General features: G+C 38.2%; 12 protein-coding genes, 1 rRNA gene and 3 pseudogenes. 7 read left to right on the top strand and 9 right to left on the bottom strand.

Annotated features, from left to right (window positions below; genetic code table 11):
* Nucleotides 1-748 precede the first annotated feature (748 nt).
* The 4 genes and pseudogenes from sufD to sufB all read right to left on the bottom strand — a co-directional run bounded on the left by sufD (nt 749) and on the right by sufB (nt 5,124).
* On the bottom strand, nt 749-2,110 hold the full coding sequence (gene sufD / locus F6K18_RS17190; RefSeq protein ID WP_287522447.1) for a Fe-S cluster assembly protein SufD: 1,362 nt from the start codon (nt 2,108-2,110) through the stop codon (nt 749-751).
* A gap of 5 nt (nt 2,111-2,115) precedes the next feature.
* Entirely contained in the window at nt 2,116-2,898 is a 783-nt protein-coding gene (gene sufC / locus F6K18_RS17185; protein ID WP_287522446.1) for a Fe-S cluster assembly ATPase SufC, read from the bottom strand.
* 188 nt (nt 2,899-3,086) lie between these two features.
* Nucleotides 3,087-3,332 (bottom strand): annotated as a pseudogene (locus F6K18_RS17180) (four helix bundle protein); the annotation flags it as partial.
* A 355-nt stretch (nt 3,333-3,687) separates the two neighbouring features.
* A complete protein-coding gene (sufB, locus tag F6K18_RS17175) occupies nt 3,688-5,124 on the bottom strand; it encodes a Fe-S cluster assembly protein SufB (RefSeq protein ID WP_287522444.1) in 1,437 nt (478 codons plus the stop codon).
* Nucleotides 5,125-5,276: 152 nt separating this feature from the next.
* Between sufB and sufR the strand changes: the two genes are divergently transcribed.
* The 5 genes and pseudogenes from sufR to F6K18_RS17150 all read left to right on the top strand — a co-directional run.
* On the top strand, nt 5,277-6,038 hold the full coding sequence (gene sufR / locus F6K18_RS17170) for an iron-sulfur cluster biosynthesis transcriptional regulator SufR (protein ID WP_287522442.1): 762 nt from the start codon (nt 5,277-5,279) through the stop codon (nt 6,036-6,038).
* Nucleotides 6,039-6,391: 353 nt separating this feature from the next.
* On the top strand, nt 6,392-6,760 hold the full coding sequence (locus tag F6K18_RS17165; RefSeq protein ID WP_287522440.1) for a hypothetical protein: 369 nt from the start codon (nt 6,392-6,394) through the stop codon (nt 6,758-6,760).
* Between the two features lie 288 nt (nt 6,761-7,048).
* Nucleotides 7,049-7,165, top strand: a 5S ribosomal RNA gene (rrf, locus tag F6K18_RS17160).
* A 468-nt stretch (nt 7,166-7,633) separates the two neighbouring features.
* Nucleotides 7,634-8,020 (top strand): TerB family tellurite resistance protein, encoded by a 387-nt coding sequence (locus F6K18_RS17155; RefSeq protein ID WP_287522439.1) that lies wholly within the window; start codon nt 7,634-7,636, stop codon nt 8,018-8,020.
* 302 nt (nt 8,021-8,322) lie between these two features.
* A pseudogene (locus F6K18_RS17150) lies at nt 8,323-8,680 on the top strand (nicotinate-nucleotide diphosphorylase); the annotation flags it as partial.
* Between the two features lie 173 nt (nt 8,681-8,853).
* Here F6K18_RS17150 and F6K18_RS17145 read toward each other — a convergent pair.
* Together F6K18_RS17145 and F6K18_RS17140 are read right to left on the bottom strand one after the other, a co-directional pair.
* Complete coding sequence (locus F6K18_RS17145; RefSeq protein WP_287522438.1) at nt 8,854-8,997, bottom strand: hypothetical protein; 144 nt, start codon at nt 8,995-8,997, stop codon at nt 8,854-8,856.
* A gap of 18 nt (nt 8,998-9,015) precedes the next feature.
* A complete protein-coding gene (locus F6K18_RS17140; protein ID WP_287277726.1) occupies nt 9,016-10,044 on the bottom strand; it encodes a C39 family peptidase in 1,029 nt (342 codons plus the stop codon).
* Between the two features lie 248 nt (nt 10,045-10,292).
* On the opposite strand from F6K18_RS17140, the gene F6K18_RS17135 reads away from it, so the two are divergent.
* Nucleotides 10,293-10,427, top strand: a complete 135-nt coding sequence (locus F6K18_RS17135) for a hypothetical protein (RefSeq protein ID WP_287522437.1) — start codon at nt 10,293-10,295, stop codon at nt 10,425-10,427.
* A gap of 621 nt (nt 10,428-11,048) precedes the next feature.
* Here the strand turns inward: F6K18_RS17135 and F6K18_RS17130 are convergent.
* Both F6K18_RS17130 and F6K18_RS17125 read right to left on the bottom strand, forming a co-directional pair.
* Nucleotides 11,049-12,767 carry an NAD(P)/FAD-dependent oxidoreductase gene (locus F6K18_RS17130; protein ID WP_287522436.1) on the bottom strand — a complete coding sequence of 573 codons (1,719 nt, stop codon included), beginning with the start codon at nt 12,765-12,767 and terminating at the stop codon, nt 11,049-11,051.
* Nucleotides 12,768-12,928: 161 nt separating this feature from the next.
* The gene (locus F6K18_RS17125) at nt 12,929-13,924 is read right to left on the bottom strand and encodes a hypothetical protein (protein ID WP_287522435.1); all 996 of its coding nucleotides are present in this window, start codon (nt 13,922-13,924) and stop codon (nt 12,929-12,931) included.
* A gap of 657 nt (nt 13,925-14,581) precedes the next feature.
* Between F6K18_RS17125 and F6K18_RS17120 the strand changes: the two are divergent.
* Nucleotides 14,582-15,364: pseudogene (locus F6K18_RS17120) on the top strand (IS1 family transposase).
* On the opposite strand, the gene F6K18_RS17115 reads toward F6K18_RS17120, so the two are convergent.
* Nucleotides 15,311-16,609 (bottom strand): pitrilysin family protein, encoded by a 1,299-nt coding sequence (locus F6K18_RS17115; protein WP_287522434.1) that lies wholly within the window; start codon nt 16,607-16,609, stop codon nt 15,311-15,313. The pseudogene F6K18_RS17120 and the gene F6K18_RS17115 sit on opposite strands and share 54 nt — an antisense overlap.
* Nucleotides 16,610-16,971 lie beyond the last annotated feature (362 nt).

The following is a 16,971-nucleotide window of genomic DNA, read 5'->3' as shown; positions in this document are numbered from 1 at the left end:
TCTTCCTCCTTCCTTATTTTTTAGATATTTTGCCCAGTTGAAAAATCAAAGGTTTACTTTTGCTGATATTTCTCATCTATTAGATTTTTACTCAAAATATTCCTGTCAATATTTCAAATCTGGCAAAAGACAAAAAGGGAAAATTCTCAAATCCTTTAGATATTTTACCCAGTTGAAAAATCAAAGGTCTACTTTTGCTGATGTTCCTCATCTATTAGATAGATTTTTACTCAAAATATTCCTGGCAATTTTCCAATCTGGCAAAAGACAAAATTTGCCCCGTTGAAAAATCAAAGGTCTACTATCCTAATGTTTCTCATCTACTAGATGTTGACTAAAAATGTTCCTCCCAATTTTCAAAGATTATCTTTTTCTATTACATAAGTCTAAATCAACTTTTACAGCAGTTTTGGAGTTGATGAAGTACAAAGTTTTACGAATTTCGGGAATAGGGAATAGAGATTAGTATTAAACTCTACCTCACACTTCCTCAAAAGTTCTGTAAACCAACCTTCTTCCTCCTTCCTTCATCCAAAGTGTAACTATTTAACCGGACATGATATTACCGAATAATTAAGGTAAAAATTCTCTTATGAGCAAGGAGAAACAAGAAAAAATTTTCCTTTTATTCAATCCTCTTCCTTTTAGGGAAAGGTAATTATCAATTATCCATTATCAATTATCAATTATTGAATAGATTGTTTTGATAATATTCTGACTCCTGACTCCTGACTCCTGACTCCTTCTTTTACACTTTACAAGCAACACATTGTTTTAAAATCTGTTGCAAAGAAGGTAGTGGCAACTTGTTAAGAATTTCTGCCGCAAAAGCATCAATTAATAAGTTACGACTTACTTCTTCATTCAAACCTCGACTTTGCAAATAAAACACTTCATCATCATCCAACTGACTAACAGTTGCACCATGAGAACATTGGACATTATCTGCAATAATTTCTAACTGCGGTTTTGTATCAACCCTCCCATCAGAAGAAAGTAACAAATTACGATTTAACTGAGCTGCATTAGTCAACTGGGCAGTTTGAGAAACATAGACTTTGCCATTAAATATAGAATGTGCTTTGTCATCAACAATAGATTTATAAACTTGATCAGTCACACCATTGGGATGATTCAAAATAATGGCACTGTGAGTATCCGCTTCTTGCTCATTACCAATAAATGCCAAACCATAAAGATTAGTTTCTGTACCCTCTCCCATTTGAGAAACTTCCAAATTATGACGAGATAACCTTCCTCCTAAATGGATAGCATTGCAAGTATAGCGACTATTCTTAGCTTGAGCGATCGCTGTTTTGCCGATATGAAATGCTGCACCTGCATCTCGTTGTACGCGAGTATGATTAATTTCGGCATTTTCCTCTACCCATATTTCTGTAACTGTATTTGTCAGATAGGAGTGAGAACTAGGTGCTTCCGGACAAATAACTTCTGCTGTAACGCAATGCTCAATTATTGTCGCACTACTGTTACGCTCCGCTACTACCAAACAACGACGCTGAGTCAAGATGGGAATGTCGGTCTGAGTCGCAATAAATAATAGATGTATTGGTTTTTCCACAACTTGATTTTTTGGCAACCATACCACTGCTGCATCAGTTAAACCAGCAGTATTTAGGGATGTAAATACTTCCTTGCTTCCCTGTTGTTGCCCCAAATAATCTCCGATGCGGTCTTGATATTCGGGAGGTAACTGCCCTAGGTTTCCGACAAACACTCGATCTGTCAAACCTTCGACTGATGATAACTTTGGCGCAAATACCCCATTCACAAATACCAACCGACTGTCTATTGCTTCCGGCAAAATAAAAGGAGTAATATTCAACGCATCCAAATTTACTGGTGCAGGTGCTTGAAAATCTAACTTCATCATTGCAGACAAGTCAGAAAAGCGCCATTCTTCATCTTGCTTTGTCGGAAAGGCCAACTCACGCACCCAGGTTCCTGCGCGATCGCGTACTTGCTGTAACCAACTTGCCATATTTCCATCTAGAGGAAATTCTGGCGGTACCGTTGGAGATACTCCTTTACAACACTCTTTCAGTAACTTATCTAAATAAGATATCTCTGGTTTTACGGACACTTGCATATTTTTCACACTCCCACTTTTGCTTCTTCAATCAAATCATCGTAACCTTTTTCTTCTAACTCTAATGCTAATTCTTTTGTACCAGTTTTAATAATTCTACCGCCTTCTGTTACATGAACAAAGTCTGGCACAATATAGTTTAATAAACGTTGGTAGTGAGTAATTACTAACAGAGAATTTGATTCATTTGCTAATTCATTTACTCCATTTGCTACTATTCTCAAAGCATCAATATCTAACCCTGAGTCAGTCTCATCTAAAATTGCTAATTTTGGATCTAACAATGCCATTTGTAAGATTTCATTTCGCTTTTTTTCTCCCCCAGAAAAACCTTCATTTACACTCCGGTCTAAAAACTCTGGTTTCATCTTGACAATATCTAATTTATCCTGCACTAAATCGTCAAAATCAAAAGCGTCTAATTCTTCTAATCCCTGATGTTTACGTTTAGTATTATAAGCAACTCTTAAAAAGTCTAAATTACTAACTCCAGGAATTTCTAGGGGATATTGAAATGCCAAAAAAATGCCATTTAATGAACGTTCTTCAGGTTCCATTTCTAATAATTTTTTGCCTAAAAATGTAATTTCTCCCCCTGTAACTTCGTAGGCAGGATGACCTGCTAATACTTTAGAAAATGTACTTTTCCCGGAACCATTCGGACCCATAATGGCATGAATTTCTCCAGCTTTTATTTCTAAATTTAAGCCTTTAAGAATCTCCTTTCCTTCTACATTAGCAGTTAAATTTTTAACAGATAAAATAACTTCGCTATTTTCTTTAATCATATATACCTCTTTTGTAATTGATAATGAATAATTGATAACTTTTTATTGGTTTTTTGATTTTGCTGATTTAACAATAGCCGTCATCCGTAAATAATGAATAATTAATAATAAATAATTAATAATTATTTGATTTGGTCGATTTAACAATAGCCGTCATCCGTAAATAATGAATAATTAATAATAAATAATTAATAATTATTTGATTTGGTCGATTTGACAATAGCTGTCAGAAGTTTTAAGAGTTCTATGCAGTCTTGATTAATTGAGTCAAACCCTTTGACATCAATGTAATTTCCTTGATGTAATAGCTCTAACCAATACAGAGTTTCATTGACCTCTTTTAGAGCAATAGCCATTTTATGTACAAAGTCGGCAGGACTTTCAGCGTATTCAGCTTCACGCACCAAAGCAACAATTGCTGTACCACTACGAAGTAATTGCTTTGATCAAACATACTCCTGTTTCTCTTGATTAAGGTGTTTTGACAGTTTAACAATTCGTAGTGCAAATGCAAATGATTTTTCTTTGACTACATTATTTTTCATAATTACCAATTATCCATTAATAATTATTGGGGTTGCACATTATGGAATGATACTGCCAAAAATTGGTTTAGATTTTGACTAAAAAAACCTCATATTAATCATTCTAGCAATTCTCAAATCTACAATCCAATTCAATCAAAAATATCAAATCATTCGTCACTGTGCAACACCTAATTATTAATTATTAATTATTAATTATTAATTATTAATTATTAATTATTAATTATTAATTATTAATTATCCATTATCCAACTGTTCCTTCTAATTTCAAACTCAATAATTTGTCAGCTTCAACAGCAAATTCCATAGGCAACTCATTAAAAACATCCTTACAGAAACCACTAATAATCATAGATACCGCATCTTCAGCAGAAATACCCCGTTGAGTAAAATAGAAAAGTTGATCTTCACCAATTTTAGAAGTAGAAGCTTCATGCTCAACCTTAGCAGTATTATTATCTACTTGAATATAAGGAAAAGTATTTGCTTGAGCGCGATCGCCAATTAACATTGAGTCACATTGAGAATAATTCCGCGACCCCTTAGAACCAGACCCCATTTTTACCAAACCACGATAACTATTAGCAGATTTGCCAGCAGAAATACCCTTAGAAATAATTGTACTGCGAGTATTTTTGCCAATATGCACCATTTTTGTACCTGTATCTGCTTGCTGCTTATTATTAGTCAGAGCAACAGAATAAAATTCTCCCACAGAGTTGTCTCCCACCAACACACAACTAGGATACTTCCAAGTAATAGCAGAACCAGTTTCTACCTGCGTCCAAGAAATTTTAGAATTTACTCCCTTGCACAAACCGCGCTTAGTCACAAAATTATAAATACCACCCTTACCATTTTCGTCACCAGCAAACCAGTTTTGCACCGTCGAATATTTAATCTCAGCATTATCAAGAGTAACAAGTTCAACTACAGCAGCATGAAGTTGGTTAGTATCAAACATTGGAGCAGTACAACCCTCCAAATATGTTACCGAACTACCCTCCTCAGCAACAATTAAAGTCCGCTCAAACTGACCAGCGTCTCCATTATTAATTCTGAAGTAAGTAGAAAGATCCATCGGACATTTTACACCTTTAGGAATAAAGACAAAAGAACCATCACTAAATACAGCAGAATTAAGAGCAGCAAAAAAATTATCCCCTACAGGTACAACACTACCAAGATATTTTTCCACCAACTCTGGATATTCCTGCACTGCTTCAGAAATAGAACAAAAAATCACACCATCTTCAGCAAGTTTCTCCTTAAAAGTAGTCGCAACAGAAACACTATCAAATACAGCATCAACCGCAACATTACTCAGACGCTTCTGCTCCGAAAGGGGAATGCCAAGTTTCTCAAAAGTATCTAACAAAGTAGGATCTACTTCATCCAGACTTTTCTTCTTATCTTGAACTTTTGGCGCAGAATAGTAAATAATATTCTGATAATCTATTTGTGGATAGTCAACCTGTGCCCAAATTGGTTCCTTCATTTGTAGCCACTTTCGATATGCTTTCAGACGAAAGTTGAGCATAAACTCTGGCTCATTTTTTTTAGCAGATATCAGACGAACTACATCTTCGCTCAGTCCACGAGGAATAGTTTCTGATTCGATATCGGTAACGAAACCATACTTATAAGGTTGATTAACTAAGGTTGTTACTTTAGCAGTCATTGTATTTATTTCCTAGTTATATTTACTTCTTTAGTAATTTAGATGGCCTTTAGCGACCACTTAAACAACTTATTTGTTGCTTAAGTCTATTTTAGGTTACATTAACAACAATGATATTGTCAAAGTCCAATTTAAGTATTTTTTTTGACAAAATGGAAATTACCCAACAAAATTCGACCAAACAAGAAATCCTACAACATTTAATGAAGCGAACTCAAGCCACCGCCTTAGAGTTAGCAGAATCTTTAGAAATTAGCCCCCAAGCTATACGTCGCCATTTAAAAGACTTAGAAGCAGAAGGACTGATTATATATAAGTCAGTACAAACCGGGATGGGAAGGCCACAACATATTTATGAATTGACCACCCAAGGACGCGATCGCTTTCCCCATAATTATGATGAATTTGCTGTTTCCTTCCTCGACACCTTAGCCGAAACTATTGGCCAGGACCAACTCAGTCAAGTATTCCACAAACAATGGCAGCGTAAAGCAATGCACTATCGCCAACTATTAGGGACAGGAAAAGTGCAGGAACGCGTAGCCCATTTAGTAGAACTCCGCAAAGCAGAGGGTTTCATGGCAGAGTGGTATCCTGTAGAATCTCAGGAAGTGGACGAGCGATCGCTCAAAATTCAGAATTCAAAAGTCAAAAGTGATTCAGCTTCCTCAGCAGAAATAGGGGAACCACAGTTGCCCGTTGAACGCTACATATTTATGGAGCACAACTGTGCTATCTCCAGTGTGGCCGAATCTTTTCCCAGTGTTTGTGGCCATGAGTTAGAGATGTTTGGTGCTGTACTGCCTGATTGTACTGTGGAGAGAACTCATTGGATTGTTAATGGAGAACATCGTTGTGGTTATTTAATAACTAAGAGAGGGAACAGGGAACAGGGAATAGGGAATAGGGAATAGGGGGAAACATTTCCTTTATCATCAGTTTCTGTCCTAACCTTGCTATAAGAATGAGTAGTCTAATTCTGATATAGAATCCGGTTATTTAACGAAGTCAGAAGTCAGAAGTTATTTTTGTAACGAGGATTTGAGCTTTGCTCCAAAAACCTGATCGCCAGTCAAGGCGGGGTTTTAGACCCATATTATTTTGATAAATATGATATGTGTTGACCATTCTATAATTACTTCAATCTCCCCTACTCCCCCATTCCCCTACTCCCGGTCCTCCCTTCCGTATCCGTATATCCGTGCCATAATCAGTGTGAGCCACTCCCCTTTTCTCCTGAATCAAAAATATAAAATCAAAAATTAATATGCAACAATCTATGGAATTTTTAACAGCGGAGGAATCTGCTCAAGTTGATGGGGCGCTCCTAACTTCCAAAGACAAGTTTTCAACGCGACTGGCCATTTATTCATTGAGGTGTCTGAAGCAAATAGCAGAAGAAACAGGTTTAGCTCCAGAAGAAATACCCTCAGAGCAAATAACTACTTGGATTCAAAAGGACGAGAATATTAAGGAACATTTAGATGTAGATGCTAACTTTGAGAGCTTTTTTACTAGGTTAGTCATCTCCTCGTTACGTCCTTTAAAAGAGGTTTCTCAAGAATTTGGTGTACCACTCCAAGATTTGACGGTGCAACAGGTGGTTAAATGGTATGAGAAAGAGGGGATTCAATAATGGATAATGGATAATGGATAATGGGTAATGGATAATTACCTTGATTTATCTGAATTTCTCCCCTGCTCCCCTGCTCCTCTACTTCCCTACTCCCCTACTCCCCTGCTCCCCTACTCCCCCACTCCCCCACTCCCCTTGGCCTAAAATTCAGAGATTAAAAAAAATTTGCTTAGGGGGTTGACATTTCTGAAAAAGATATTTATAGTAGTAAACGTAAGGAAAAGAAAGCGCCCAACAACTTAAATAGTTTAAGGCAAAAATAATTAATTTATATCATGATCAGCTTTTCCTGGTGTCTATGACGTAGTGGACCAACTCCGATCCATCCCGAACTCGGAAGTTAAACGCTACGGTGGCGAAGATACTCGGTGGGTAGCCGCCCGGTAAAATAGCGCGATGCCAGGTTAAATATGAACAAAGGTTCTCTCAACGATACGAGGGAGCCTTTGTTTTTTGGTGAATTTAATTTAATTTATAGCGGTTTTCAGCTAGATGAAGCACAGGGTAGATTCAACAATTAATAATTAATAATTAACAAATACATCTCCTTGAAAAAAAGAGGGAGGGAGGATTGACGCGGAGCGTGAAAATTTTTTCTTTTTTAAAGGAGGCTTTAAACCTTTATTATTCGGTAAGGAGATTCCATAAAACGTTTGTACTTTCATTAAACTGTCATCAAAATGTTGAAATAATGATAAACACAAATGAGATTGATTATAGTTATGATACTATCCTGAAGACTAATCTTATTCCTCATTACTAATAACTATGAGCGATTTATCTGGAAAAAAAGTAGAATTTCCTGAATTTTATCAACAGACATATGGTTGATCCTATGCAGATGAAATAGCTACTCTTAAATATGGGTATGGGATGTTGACTATTGCTGGAGCAGATGGAGAAGTTAGCGAAGCAGAAATGAATGGGTTAATAAATCATCAACGTTCTATAAATGTGCCAGAAGAAATTATTGAGGCATACAAAGTATTTGACTATAAAAATGCTAACTTGGAAGAGCTAGTTCCTGATATTAATAAATGTGATGTGCCTTTTAGTGTTCCTAGGACATTAATTTTTGATGCCATTCAAATGTGTAGAGCAGATTCGGAATTCGCCACTCAAGAACAAATGGCAGTCAAAAAAGCAGCTAAACTTTTAGGAGTTCCTGATGATATTGTATTAGCTCTAAACCGTCTGGTGGATCAAGAAGAAAGCCTAAATGCTATGCGGAGGGCATTGCTGGAGACAGAGAGGTTATAATTATAGTCGGAATTCACACTAATTATATTCTACTGAGAGCTTGGATTTACATAAAATTATTGATATTTCAGGTAAACCAACTCTCTTTAGACAAAACGATTAAACTTGTTATATCACCAAAAGTAATATTAGACAATTTATTAAAAAATGGGTTCCTAAGAAGATATTGACAGGGGCGATCGCACAACTTCTGGCCTATTTGTAGGAGATGAAATAATTCTAGAAATAGGCCATTGGTTAGTAAAGGAAATAGTAGTCATCGCAGGTTTAGCCATCGCAGCTAGGGTATTTTAACTTCTGGTGCTAGAGGTATTGGGGAAGCGATCGCCAAAGTAAAAGAAACAATCCCTTATCCTTTTACTATTGAAATAGAAACAGAAACATTAGTAGAGGTAAAGACTAATTTAGAGCATCAGGCAGATATTATTATGTTCAACAATATGTCTGTTGAAGTTATGGAGCAAGCAGTTAAAATGATTTGGCAAAATAATAGTCAGATTAAAATAGAAGCTTCGGGAAATATTACCCTGGAAACTATTAGGAATTTTGCCGAAATAGGAGTAGATGATATTTCTACAAGCGCTCCTATTACTCGTTACTCGGTCAACTTGGTTAGATTTAAGTATGAAAATAGAAAAGGTTTTAGATGGTAGGTTTTAGGTTTTATACCAGTTTGAAAAAAAATACTACAAATAATCTCGAAGTATAGATGCTAGATGCTTCAAAATATCCACGCCAATAATTAGAAAACTATCTCTATCATTTCCCTATTTTTTTTCAAAATTTATATCATTATCTATTGATATTGTTCATGTAAATCAAAGGGTGAATATCTAAGGAAAATATAGGTCTTTTCGTGCTTTTAAGCCTTCTTTCCTAGATAAATAAAACCTTTTTGCTTCTTCCCTCCTGACTCCTGAGGACTGTCTCCTGTCTCCTAAGTAATTAAGATTAATATCATACACGCGCTTCAGCAACGCCCCTTCTTCCTTCTTCTACTTTGAAATAAAATGTACCCAGAAACTCCCATCTGGCATACAAACATTCCGAATGAATCGATAAGAATAATGTAAATAAGCACCACTTAGGTCAGTACGATATCCAGTAGAAAACCATTCCCCATAGGGGTCATGGATAAATAATCCTTCATTATCAAAACCAACACCGACAATCAGATGACCAAAAGAAGTAAAATAACTATGTATAGCCACAGGATTTCCTGCTATTAGGTAGTCTTGAACTTCTTCAATAGTAGCATTAGTTTTAAAAGTATCTTGACATCCATAATCTCTAACAATTTTAACTAAATGATGTGGATTATGACGACTGTAACCTTGACTTAAAGCATATTCATAAAGTTCATCTTCAAATTGACCATAATTAGACCTACGATTAGCCTGCAAAAACTCTAAACAGGAAGCGATTGAAGTAATATTACATAAACCTGTGGGATTATACCAATTGTCTAGTTTTGGTTTGTAGGGAACTTTAATTCTGATAGTATTTGGTTTGTGCTTAGGATGCACAATTTGATGATTTTCATAAATTTCGATGTGTTTTTCATGGATATACCAAATTCCTGAACTGTTGTGTTTATGGTTACGAAAGGCAATCCGGAAGTGGTTTCTCACTGTAGCGTAAGCTAAAAGTTCAAACTCTTGATTAGCAGGGATATGATGTTTTTCTGACTCAGTTAATTGAGAAGATTGAAGGGGTCTTGATTTCAGGATAGTGTCTTTTTTCGTTTTTAATATGATTAGAGATGCAGGAATATTTACTTCTTTTGCATCGAACAATTTTTTGATAGTTTTCTCCCCTAAATATCCAGCTTCACCACTTTTTTGATCTACTTGAAATCGATGAAGTGCTGCTGTGGTTAATGGGCCAAATATGCCATCTATTGGAGGGTTAAGCATATTTAGGTCAATGAGTATGGCCTGAATCTCACGGGTGAGGTGTTCATCATCGGCGAGAGTTTTGACGTCGTATTTAAGGTCTGTCCCCAGAAAGTCTTTAAGTTCCATGCTAGGTTAATGATAACTAGGAAATAGCTAATCAGCAGCATAGTACACTCTGGCTCTAGACTCAACTCGGAGATGGGACACTTGGGCTAAAAAGTCAGGAGTCAGGAGCGGGGGAGGCCAAACGAAAGTCGCTACTTCTACAGACTCCCGAAGTTGGAGAGCAAGGAATTTTTGGCCGAAATATCAAGATTGGGAGACACACCTTCATTAATGGATAATGGATAATTAGGGTTTGCTGAAAAAGTCTTATGGGTAAGGGTAGGAGACAGGAGACAACCCACCCCTCACCCCTCCCCCTCCCAGGAGGGGAAGACAGGAGACAACCCACCCCTCGCCCCTCCCCCTCCCAGGAGGGGAGAAATGGGTCGGGAGCGAGGAGATAGGAGTAAGATAAGAATTGTCCCAAGATTGTTCTGCCCAACTATGAGCCTAAAATACGCTCCTTTTTGAGCGTCAAGAGCTGAAACAGGCGCACTTTTTAAAGGCCCCAAAAAGGCTAAAACCTTTATCTGTAAATACTTTTAGATTTAATCAGCAAGCCCTAATTACCTCTGGTTAAAACGGTGCTTGATTGAATATCAGGAAATATCATAGCACTTTTCTCTTGGTTGATTGGATATAGCGAGGTTTCCTCGCCATCCCATCCTACCGAAAGCTCCGCTTTTTCCTACGGAATGCTGTGCAAATATGTCGGCGATAGACGTTAGCGGAGCTTTGCGCTAGCAAAACGACCGCTCTCTTGGTCGATTGGATATGGCGAGGAGACCCGTTCTTGCAGACCCGCTCCGAAGTACGCCATCCCACCCTTCGGGAAGCTACGCTAACGACCGATTTTTCCCCTTGAAAGGGGAGGCGAATCAAGCTGAATTATTTAATTAATAATTATTAATTATTAATTATAATGTTTTTGTAAGTCACTAAACGGACCATTTGCAGCATACCAATAATCTGCAAAACGAAGTTGAGGTAAACTTCTTTAGGTTACTACCGCTCGCCCCTTAATCTTATTGATGGGAGTGAATATGAGTAGTCTCTTCTGGCATAGTCATGGTGAGCTTTGGCTTCTTCTTATCCAATTGTGCTTTCACCCATCCCTCATTGACAAGCACATCTAAACACTGAAAAACTTGATTGAATGCGATGCGTGCATGTTGAGATGAGGAAAATTTCTTTTGACAAAATACTTTAACTACATTGGCGATCTCTCTAATATCTGAAGTTTGGCTTAAAACCTTAAAAATTAGGTCATAGTAACCTGCTATCGGCAAACGATCATTACCTCTAACATAACACTTGATTCGTTTAATTTCTCCCTGGGAATAGTGAGGAATAAAATCTTCTTGAGCACCTTTCAAGTTAAGCTTAAAGATATTAAAACCATCAATTTGCCATTTAGCTTTCTGCTGGGCAAATTTTTGTAAAACATGTTTCATAGAACCTGGGTCAAAACCACCAATCACTGGCTGTTCAATGTGGTCGTTCGTAAATCCACCCTGGGCAAGCCACCGGAAAGCTTCATCTGGACTTAACCGTAGACCTGAGTCTTTGGCAATATCTCGACAGTGTTTTTTCAAATCAGTAAATTGTCCATTGGCTGCATACCAGTAGTCAGCAAACTGGATGTGCTGTTTAATCCGTCTTTGCTGAGTTTGCTCATAGTGCGTTTTCAGCCAACCTGAATCATGCTTTCCTCGTTCTAACTCAAGAATGGTATAAGCTACTTCTCTAGCACTAGAGTGAGTGAGAGTCATCCCCGCAGCTAAGATTGGATCGGCAAAACCGGCTGATTCACCAGCTAAAAACCAGTTTTCCCCTACCATTCGTTGGGCTAGAAAAGACCAGTCTTTGGTTGTTTCAATCTTGTTTCGACTGGTAGCATTAGTAATCAGATTAGCAATTCGAGGCTCACTTTTTAATGCTTCAGCATAAACTTCTTCTGGGCGTTTTCTCAGTTTTTTATAATGTTCAGCAGGACAAATAAAACCGATACTGGTACGAGTTGGTCCCAGGGGGATAAACCAAATCCAGCCATGACTCAAACTCATGACTTGAACACGAGTCCCACCAACGCCAATTTCTTCCGCCCATTCTGCATTCGTCCAATAATCCCAAATTGCGATATTTTGGAGTCGTGTGGGGATATCGGTTTGCACACCTAAAGCACGTCGCAGCACTCCCATATGTCCGGAGCCATCAATATAGTGGCGAGCTGTCACCTGTTGTCCGTTACTTAAGTGTAGAGCGGTAACTCGATCGCCATCAATATCAACTTTGGTTACTGCTGTTTCTTCCTGAACCTCACAACCTAACTCTTCTGCATGGCGCAGCAAAATATCATCATAGACTGCTCGATCAACTTGAAATGCCGTAATTTTGCGCTGTCCTTTATATTTAGCAGGACGGGACTCATCCTTAAATTCTGCAACCGGAATGAAATCAAAATCCCAAAGGTCAGGATCTTTTCCCCAGCGATAGGTCGCACCAATTTTAATGGGGAAATTAGCAGCTTCTACTTTATCCCAACAACCCATTTCCGCCAAAATATTGCTGATTCCTGGAAGTTGACTTTCTCCTACATGGTCACGGGGAAATTTCTCTTTTTCTAAGATGAGAACCTGCAAGTTAGGGGCATATTTCTTTAACAGTGTTCCTGCTGTGCTACCAGCAGGTCCTCCCCCGATAATAACGACATCATAGTAATTTTGTTGAAGGGAATTGCTCATAATTTTTTGACTTAGAATATTTACCGCCGTGACCATTTCTAGTTGAAATTCTTCATACTAAAAGGGTAAGAACACAAGAGACAAAAGGTTAGAACTTCTGTTTTGTCTTACCTTACCCTTAGAGCTTCTAGAGAAATCACTTTCTCAGACCTGGGAATTACTTAACCTTTATTTGTACGCTTTCTACGATATAGTTCTCCCCCTAATAGAACAAAACCGAGTAGGAAAGCTGGTTCTGGAACATCTGCTGGTTCTGATTCTATATGAAAGGTTAATGTACTAGTATCTAAGTAAGTTGCATCAATTGCATCACCTACATCATCAAAAGATTCATAAAATTCTATATTGACTAGACCATCAGCTAAAAAGATAGGGGTCAAGAAAGACCCACTATCAACAAAAGTTTCAGTTCCGGGAACACTATTACCAGCTCCAGCAGTAAGAGAGAATAATGAGTTACCATTGGTATCACTAAATAGAATTACAGCTTCACTTAACCATGAACCTCCAAAGGTCTCAATAGTTAGATCCCAATCCACGCCAAACAAATTAACTGCAGAACCAGAACCCAGACCAAAAGCATCAGCAATATCTAGAGTTAATACTTCATTATCAGAATCACCTAGGTTATCCCAACTGTTAGTACCACTAATATCGAAAGTTCGTGCCTGAGTAAATATTGTTTCTGTTAATTCAGCATCAAAGGTTAATATACTAGTGTCTAAGAAAGTTGCATCAATTGCATCACCTACATCATCAAAAGACTCATAAAATTCTACATTGACTAGACCATCAGGCAAATAGAAGGAAGAAGACTCACTACCAACAAAAGTATCAGTCCCAGTGGTACCAGTACCAGGATCAAGATCAAATAATACGTTACCACTAGTATCAGTAATCTGAATATCAGCTTCACTTAACCATGAAATTCCAAAGGTCTCAATAGTTACATCCCATTCCACGCCAAACAAATTAATTGCAGAACCAGACATACCTAGAGCATCAGCAATGTCTAGAGTCAATACTTCATTATCAGAATCGCCTAGGTTATCCCAACTATTAGTGCCGTTAATATCGAAAGTTTGTGCCTGAGCAGTACCACCTGCAAGAACAATGCCTAAAGCAGTAGCAGCAGCAATAGAAAGCTTTTTCAACATAATTAAATCTCCTTAGTAAAGTTTATTTTGATTGCGTACAAATCTAATCTACCTCCCCCCCGAAATTTCTGCAACCCCTTTATGCTCTACTTTACCGAATCTTTAAAAAAGTCTACAGTGTTTTTTGTAGTCAAAATCAGCCAAATATATTAGGAGTCGAGATTCTAATGTATTGCTATGGAATGGGTAATTATTAAGTTTTGATGAAGCGACATAACTCTTTCCGGATATTAAAGTGTGATCGTTGTATTATTTCGTCTTCAAGTTAGTCCTATAGATGTAGTGGCGACTTCCAAAAGTCATGTTAGTAACGGATGTAACTGATGGCTTAATTGCCGGGAATTTTGACTCCTCGGTGCATTATATGATGTCCGGATCATGAGCAATCAAAAAGTTTTTGTTTGTAGTAGAGCTTTAATTAAACTATTCAACCGGACATGATATTACGCCAGAAATTTTCAATAGAGTGATTCACCACAAATATGATTACTGCCAATTTTGATTGCTTGGTGCGTTACGGCAGAAATTTTCAATAGAGTAATTCACCACAAATATGATTACTGCCTAACGCACCCTACCTAACTACCTAACTTTTAGGCGTTGCAGATTTGCGGGATGAATGATAGGTTGGGACAGAGCAAGTCAAAGGGAAAAAATATGGAATGTCCAGAGTGCCAATCTAAACATATCCGTAAGAACGGTCGCAGACGCGGCCAGCAGAACCACATTTGTGTCAATTGCGGTCGCCAATTTGTATCGAATCCTCAAACTCAACTAGGATACAGTGACGATGCTCGTCTCATTTGTCTAAAAATGTATGTCAATGGTATGGGTTTTCGTGGGATAGAACGGGTAACAGGAATTCATCATACCACCGTCATCCGATGGTTACGACAGGTGGGAGAACAGTTACCAGATGCCTATGAACCCTCCGAAATTCCTGAAGTTGGGTTCCTTGACGAACTACAAACTTTTGTCGGCTCAAAAAAAAGAAAATCTGGCTCTGGACAGCAGTTGACCACTTCCAAGCTGGTATATTAGGTTGGGTGGTAGGAGACCATAGTGCTCTGACTTTTGAACCTCTATGGCAGATTGTTGGACTGTGGCAGTGCTTCTTCTACGTTACTGATGGGTTTAAGGTGTACCCCCAGTATATTCGTATCGGGCGACCAGATAGTGAGCAAGACCTACATGACCCGAGTAGAGGGAGAAAATACAGGTCTAAGACATTATTTGGCTCGCTTACATCGCAAGACCTTGTGTTATTCCAAGTCAATAGAGATGCTTAAACATTCCATCCGACTATTAATTCACTATCTTAAGTTTTGGGATTTGCCCGTTCCCTCTAGATTCATCCCGCCCCTCAGCAACGCCGAATTTTTACACTTACTTAGGTCGAAACGCTATTACTCCATAAGCATCAACAGACAAATATTTTGATGCCGCCTGTTGAATATCAGACGAGTCAAGTGCCTGAATATTCTGAGGATAACTGAGCGCAGGTGCTAAGTCTCCCACTATTGAGTGATAGTAACCATATAAATTAGCTCGATCGCTCGGTGTCTCATTGGCAAAAACAAACCTATTGGCAACCAATGTCCGAATGCGTTGAATTTCTGTTTCTGTCACCGACTCTTGTTGGATAGTATGTATGTGGTGAGCGATCGCTACTTCTACTTCAGCTAAATTTTCTTCTGGCAACCTAGCAGATATATAGAAAACACCTTGATGACGATGACTCATATTACTCACACCAATAGAATAAACCAAACCTCGCTCTTCCCGTAAGTCACGCACCAGGCGAGATGTTTTCCCCCGACTCAAAATAGTTGCCAATACATCTAAGGCATAAGTTTCATGTAATTGAGTTAACCCAGGTACTCGCCAAAGCATCATTAACCTTGCTTGTTGAAGAGCTTCATCAACTACTTCATGGCGAACTATTTTTGTAAAAGGTTGCTCTGGGGTTAAATTATTTGTGGGTGGTAGTGGAGGTATTTCTGGAATATTTTTGCTGTTTTGTGCTTCGGTAAATGAACTGGCGACTATATCAATTAATTCTTCTACTGGTAAATTTCCGACTACAGTGGCAGTCATAGAACCAGGTTGATACCAAGTCTGATGAAAGTCGCGCATTTGTTGGGGTTGCAGTTGAGAAACAACTTCAGCCGGACCTAATACCGGACGACGATAAGGTAATTTTTCAAAGGCGGTTTCAATCGCTTTTCGGTAACAACGACGGTTAAGGTTATCATCTGAGCGCCGAATTTCTTCTAGTACAACAGACCGCTCTCTTTCAAAAGGGTCATCTGCAATGCTGGCATTTAGGAGTACTTCCCACTGCAAAGGTGCTAATTTGGCAAAGTCTTTAGGAGCAGTGGTAATGTAAAAATGGGTGTAGTCTTGGCTAGTGGCGGCGTTCATTACGGCACCTTGTTGTTCTACTAAGCGTTCAAATTCACCACCAGCGAGTTTGGGAGTGCCTTTGAAAATTATATGCTCAAGAAAATGGGCCATACCATTGATTGGTTCGGATTCAACTGCAGAACCAACGTTTAGCCAAATATTGAGATTAACTGCTTCAACTGGTAGGTATTCGGCAATGATAGTAAGTCCATTTGGTAGTTGGTGGATAGTAGGGGCGTTGAGAGATTCGAGGGTTGGTTGGACTAGGGTTGAGGTCATTCTTGATTTTTTCTGTGGTTTACCTTTCTCAATATAGTGACATCTCCTTCAAAAGAGGGAACAGGGAACAGGGAACAGGGAACAGGGAACAGGGAGAAATAATTCAGGATTTACGCATGAACGCTATTGGTAGGGTGTGTTAGCCGTAGCGTCACCCACAAATAACTATATCTATGGTCAGTGCGTAAGTCCTATAGAACCCCTGAGCGTATCTTGATAAATACCAAGTTTTTTGATCTAGGAGTCAGGAGACAGGAGACAGGAGACAGGAGTTCATTAATGGATAATGGATAATTGATAATTGATAATTACCTCTGGTTAAAACCGCTACGGAATTGAATATAAGGAGATATTATTTCTTT

Source organism: Okeania sp. SIO2C2, from assembly GCF_010692625.1.
GTDB lineage: Bacteria > Cyanobacteriota > Cyanobacteriia > Cyanobacteriales > Microcoleaceae > Okeania > Okeania hirsuta.
Note: the sequence above shows the minus strand (reverse complement) of the source record. Positions and strands in the feature narration are given on the sequence as shown.

Excerpts from the sequence above, each read along its gene's own strand:
- sufD (WP_287522447.1), bottom strand. The coding sequence starts at position 2,110 with ATGCAAGTGTCCGTAAAACCAGAGATATCTTATTTAGATAAGTTACTG.
- sufC (WP_287522446.1), bottom strand. The coding sequence starts at position 2,898 with ATGATTAAAGAAAATAGCGAAGTTATTTTATCTGTTAAAAATTTAACT.
- sufB (WP_287522444.1), bottom strand. The coding sequence starts at position 5,124 with ATGACTGCTAAAGTAACAACCTTAGTTAATCAACCTTATAAGTATGGT.
- sufR (WP_287522442.1), top strand. The coding sequence starts at position 5,277 with ATGGAAATTACCCAACAAAATTCGACCAAACAAGAAATCCTACAACAT.
- F6K18_RS17165 (WP_287522440.1), top strand. The coding sequence starts at position 6,392 with ATGCAACAATCTATGGAATTTTTAACAGCGGAGGAATCTGCTCAAGTT.
- F6K18_RS17155 (WP_287522439.1), top strand. The coding sequence starts at position 7,634 with ATGTTGACTATTGCTGGAGCAGATGGAGAAGTTAGCGAAGCAGAAATG.
- F6K18_RS17140 (WP_287277726.1), bottom strand. The coding sequence starts at position 10,044 with ATGGAACTTAAAGACTTTCTGGGGACAGACCTTAAATACGACGTCAAA.
- F6K18_RS17135 (WP_287522437.1), top strand. The coding sequence starts at position 10,293 with ATGGGTAAGGGTAGGAGACAGGAGACAACCCACCCCTCACCCCTCCCC.
- F6K18_RS17130 (WP_287522436.1), bottom strand. The coding sequence starts at position 12,767 with ATGAGCAATTCCCTTCAACAAAATTACTATGATGTCGTTATTATCGGG.
- F6K18_RS17125 (WP_287522435.1), bottom strand. The coding sequence starts at position 13,924 with ATGTTGAAAAAGCTTTCTATTGCTGCTGCTACTGCTTTAGGCATTGTT.
- F6K18_RS17115 (WP_287522434.1), bottom strand. The coding sequence starts at position 16,609 with ATGACCTCAACCCTAGTCCAACCAACCCTCGAATCTCTCAACGCCCCT.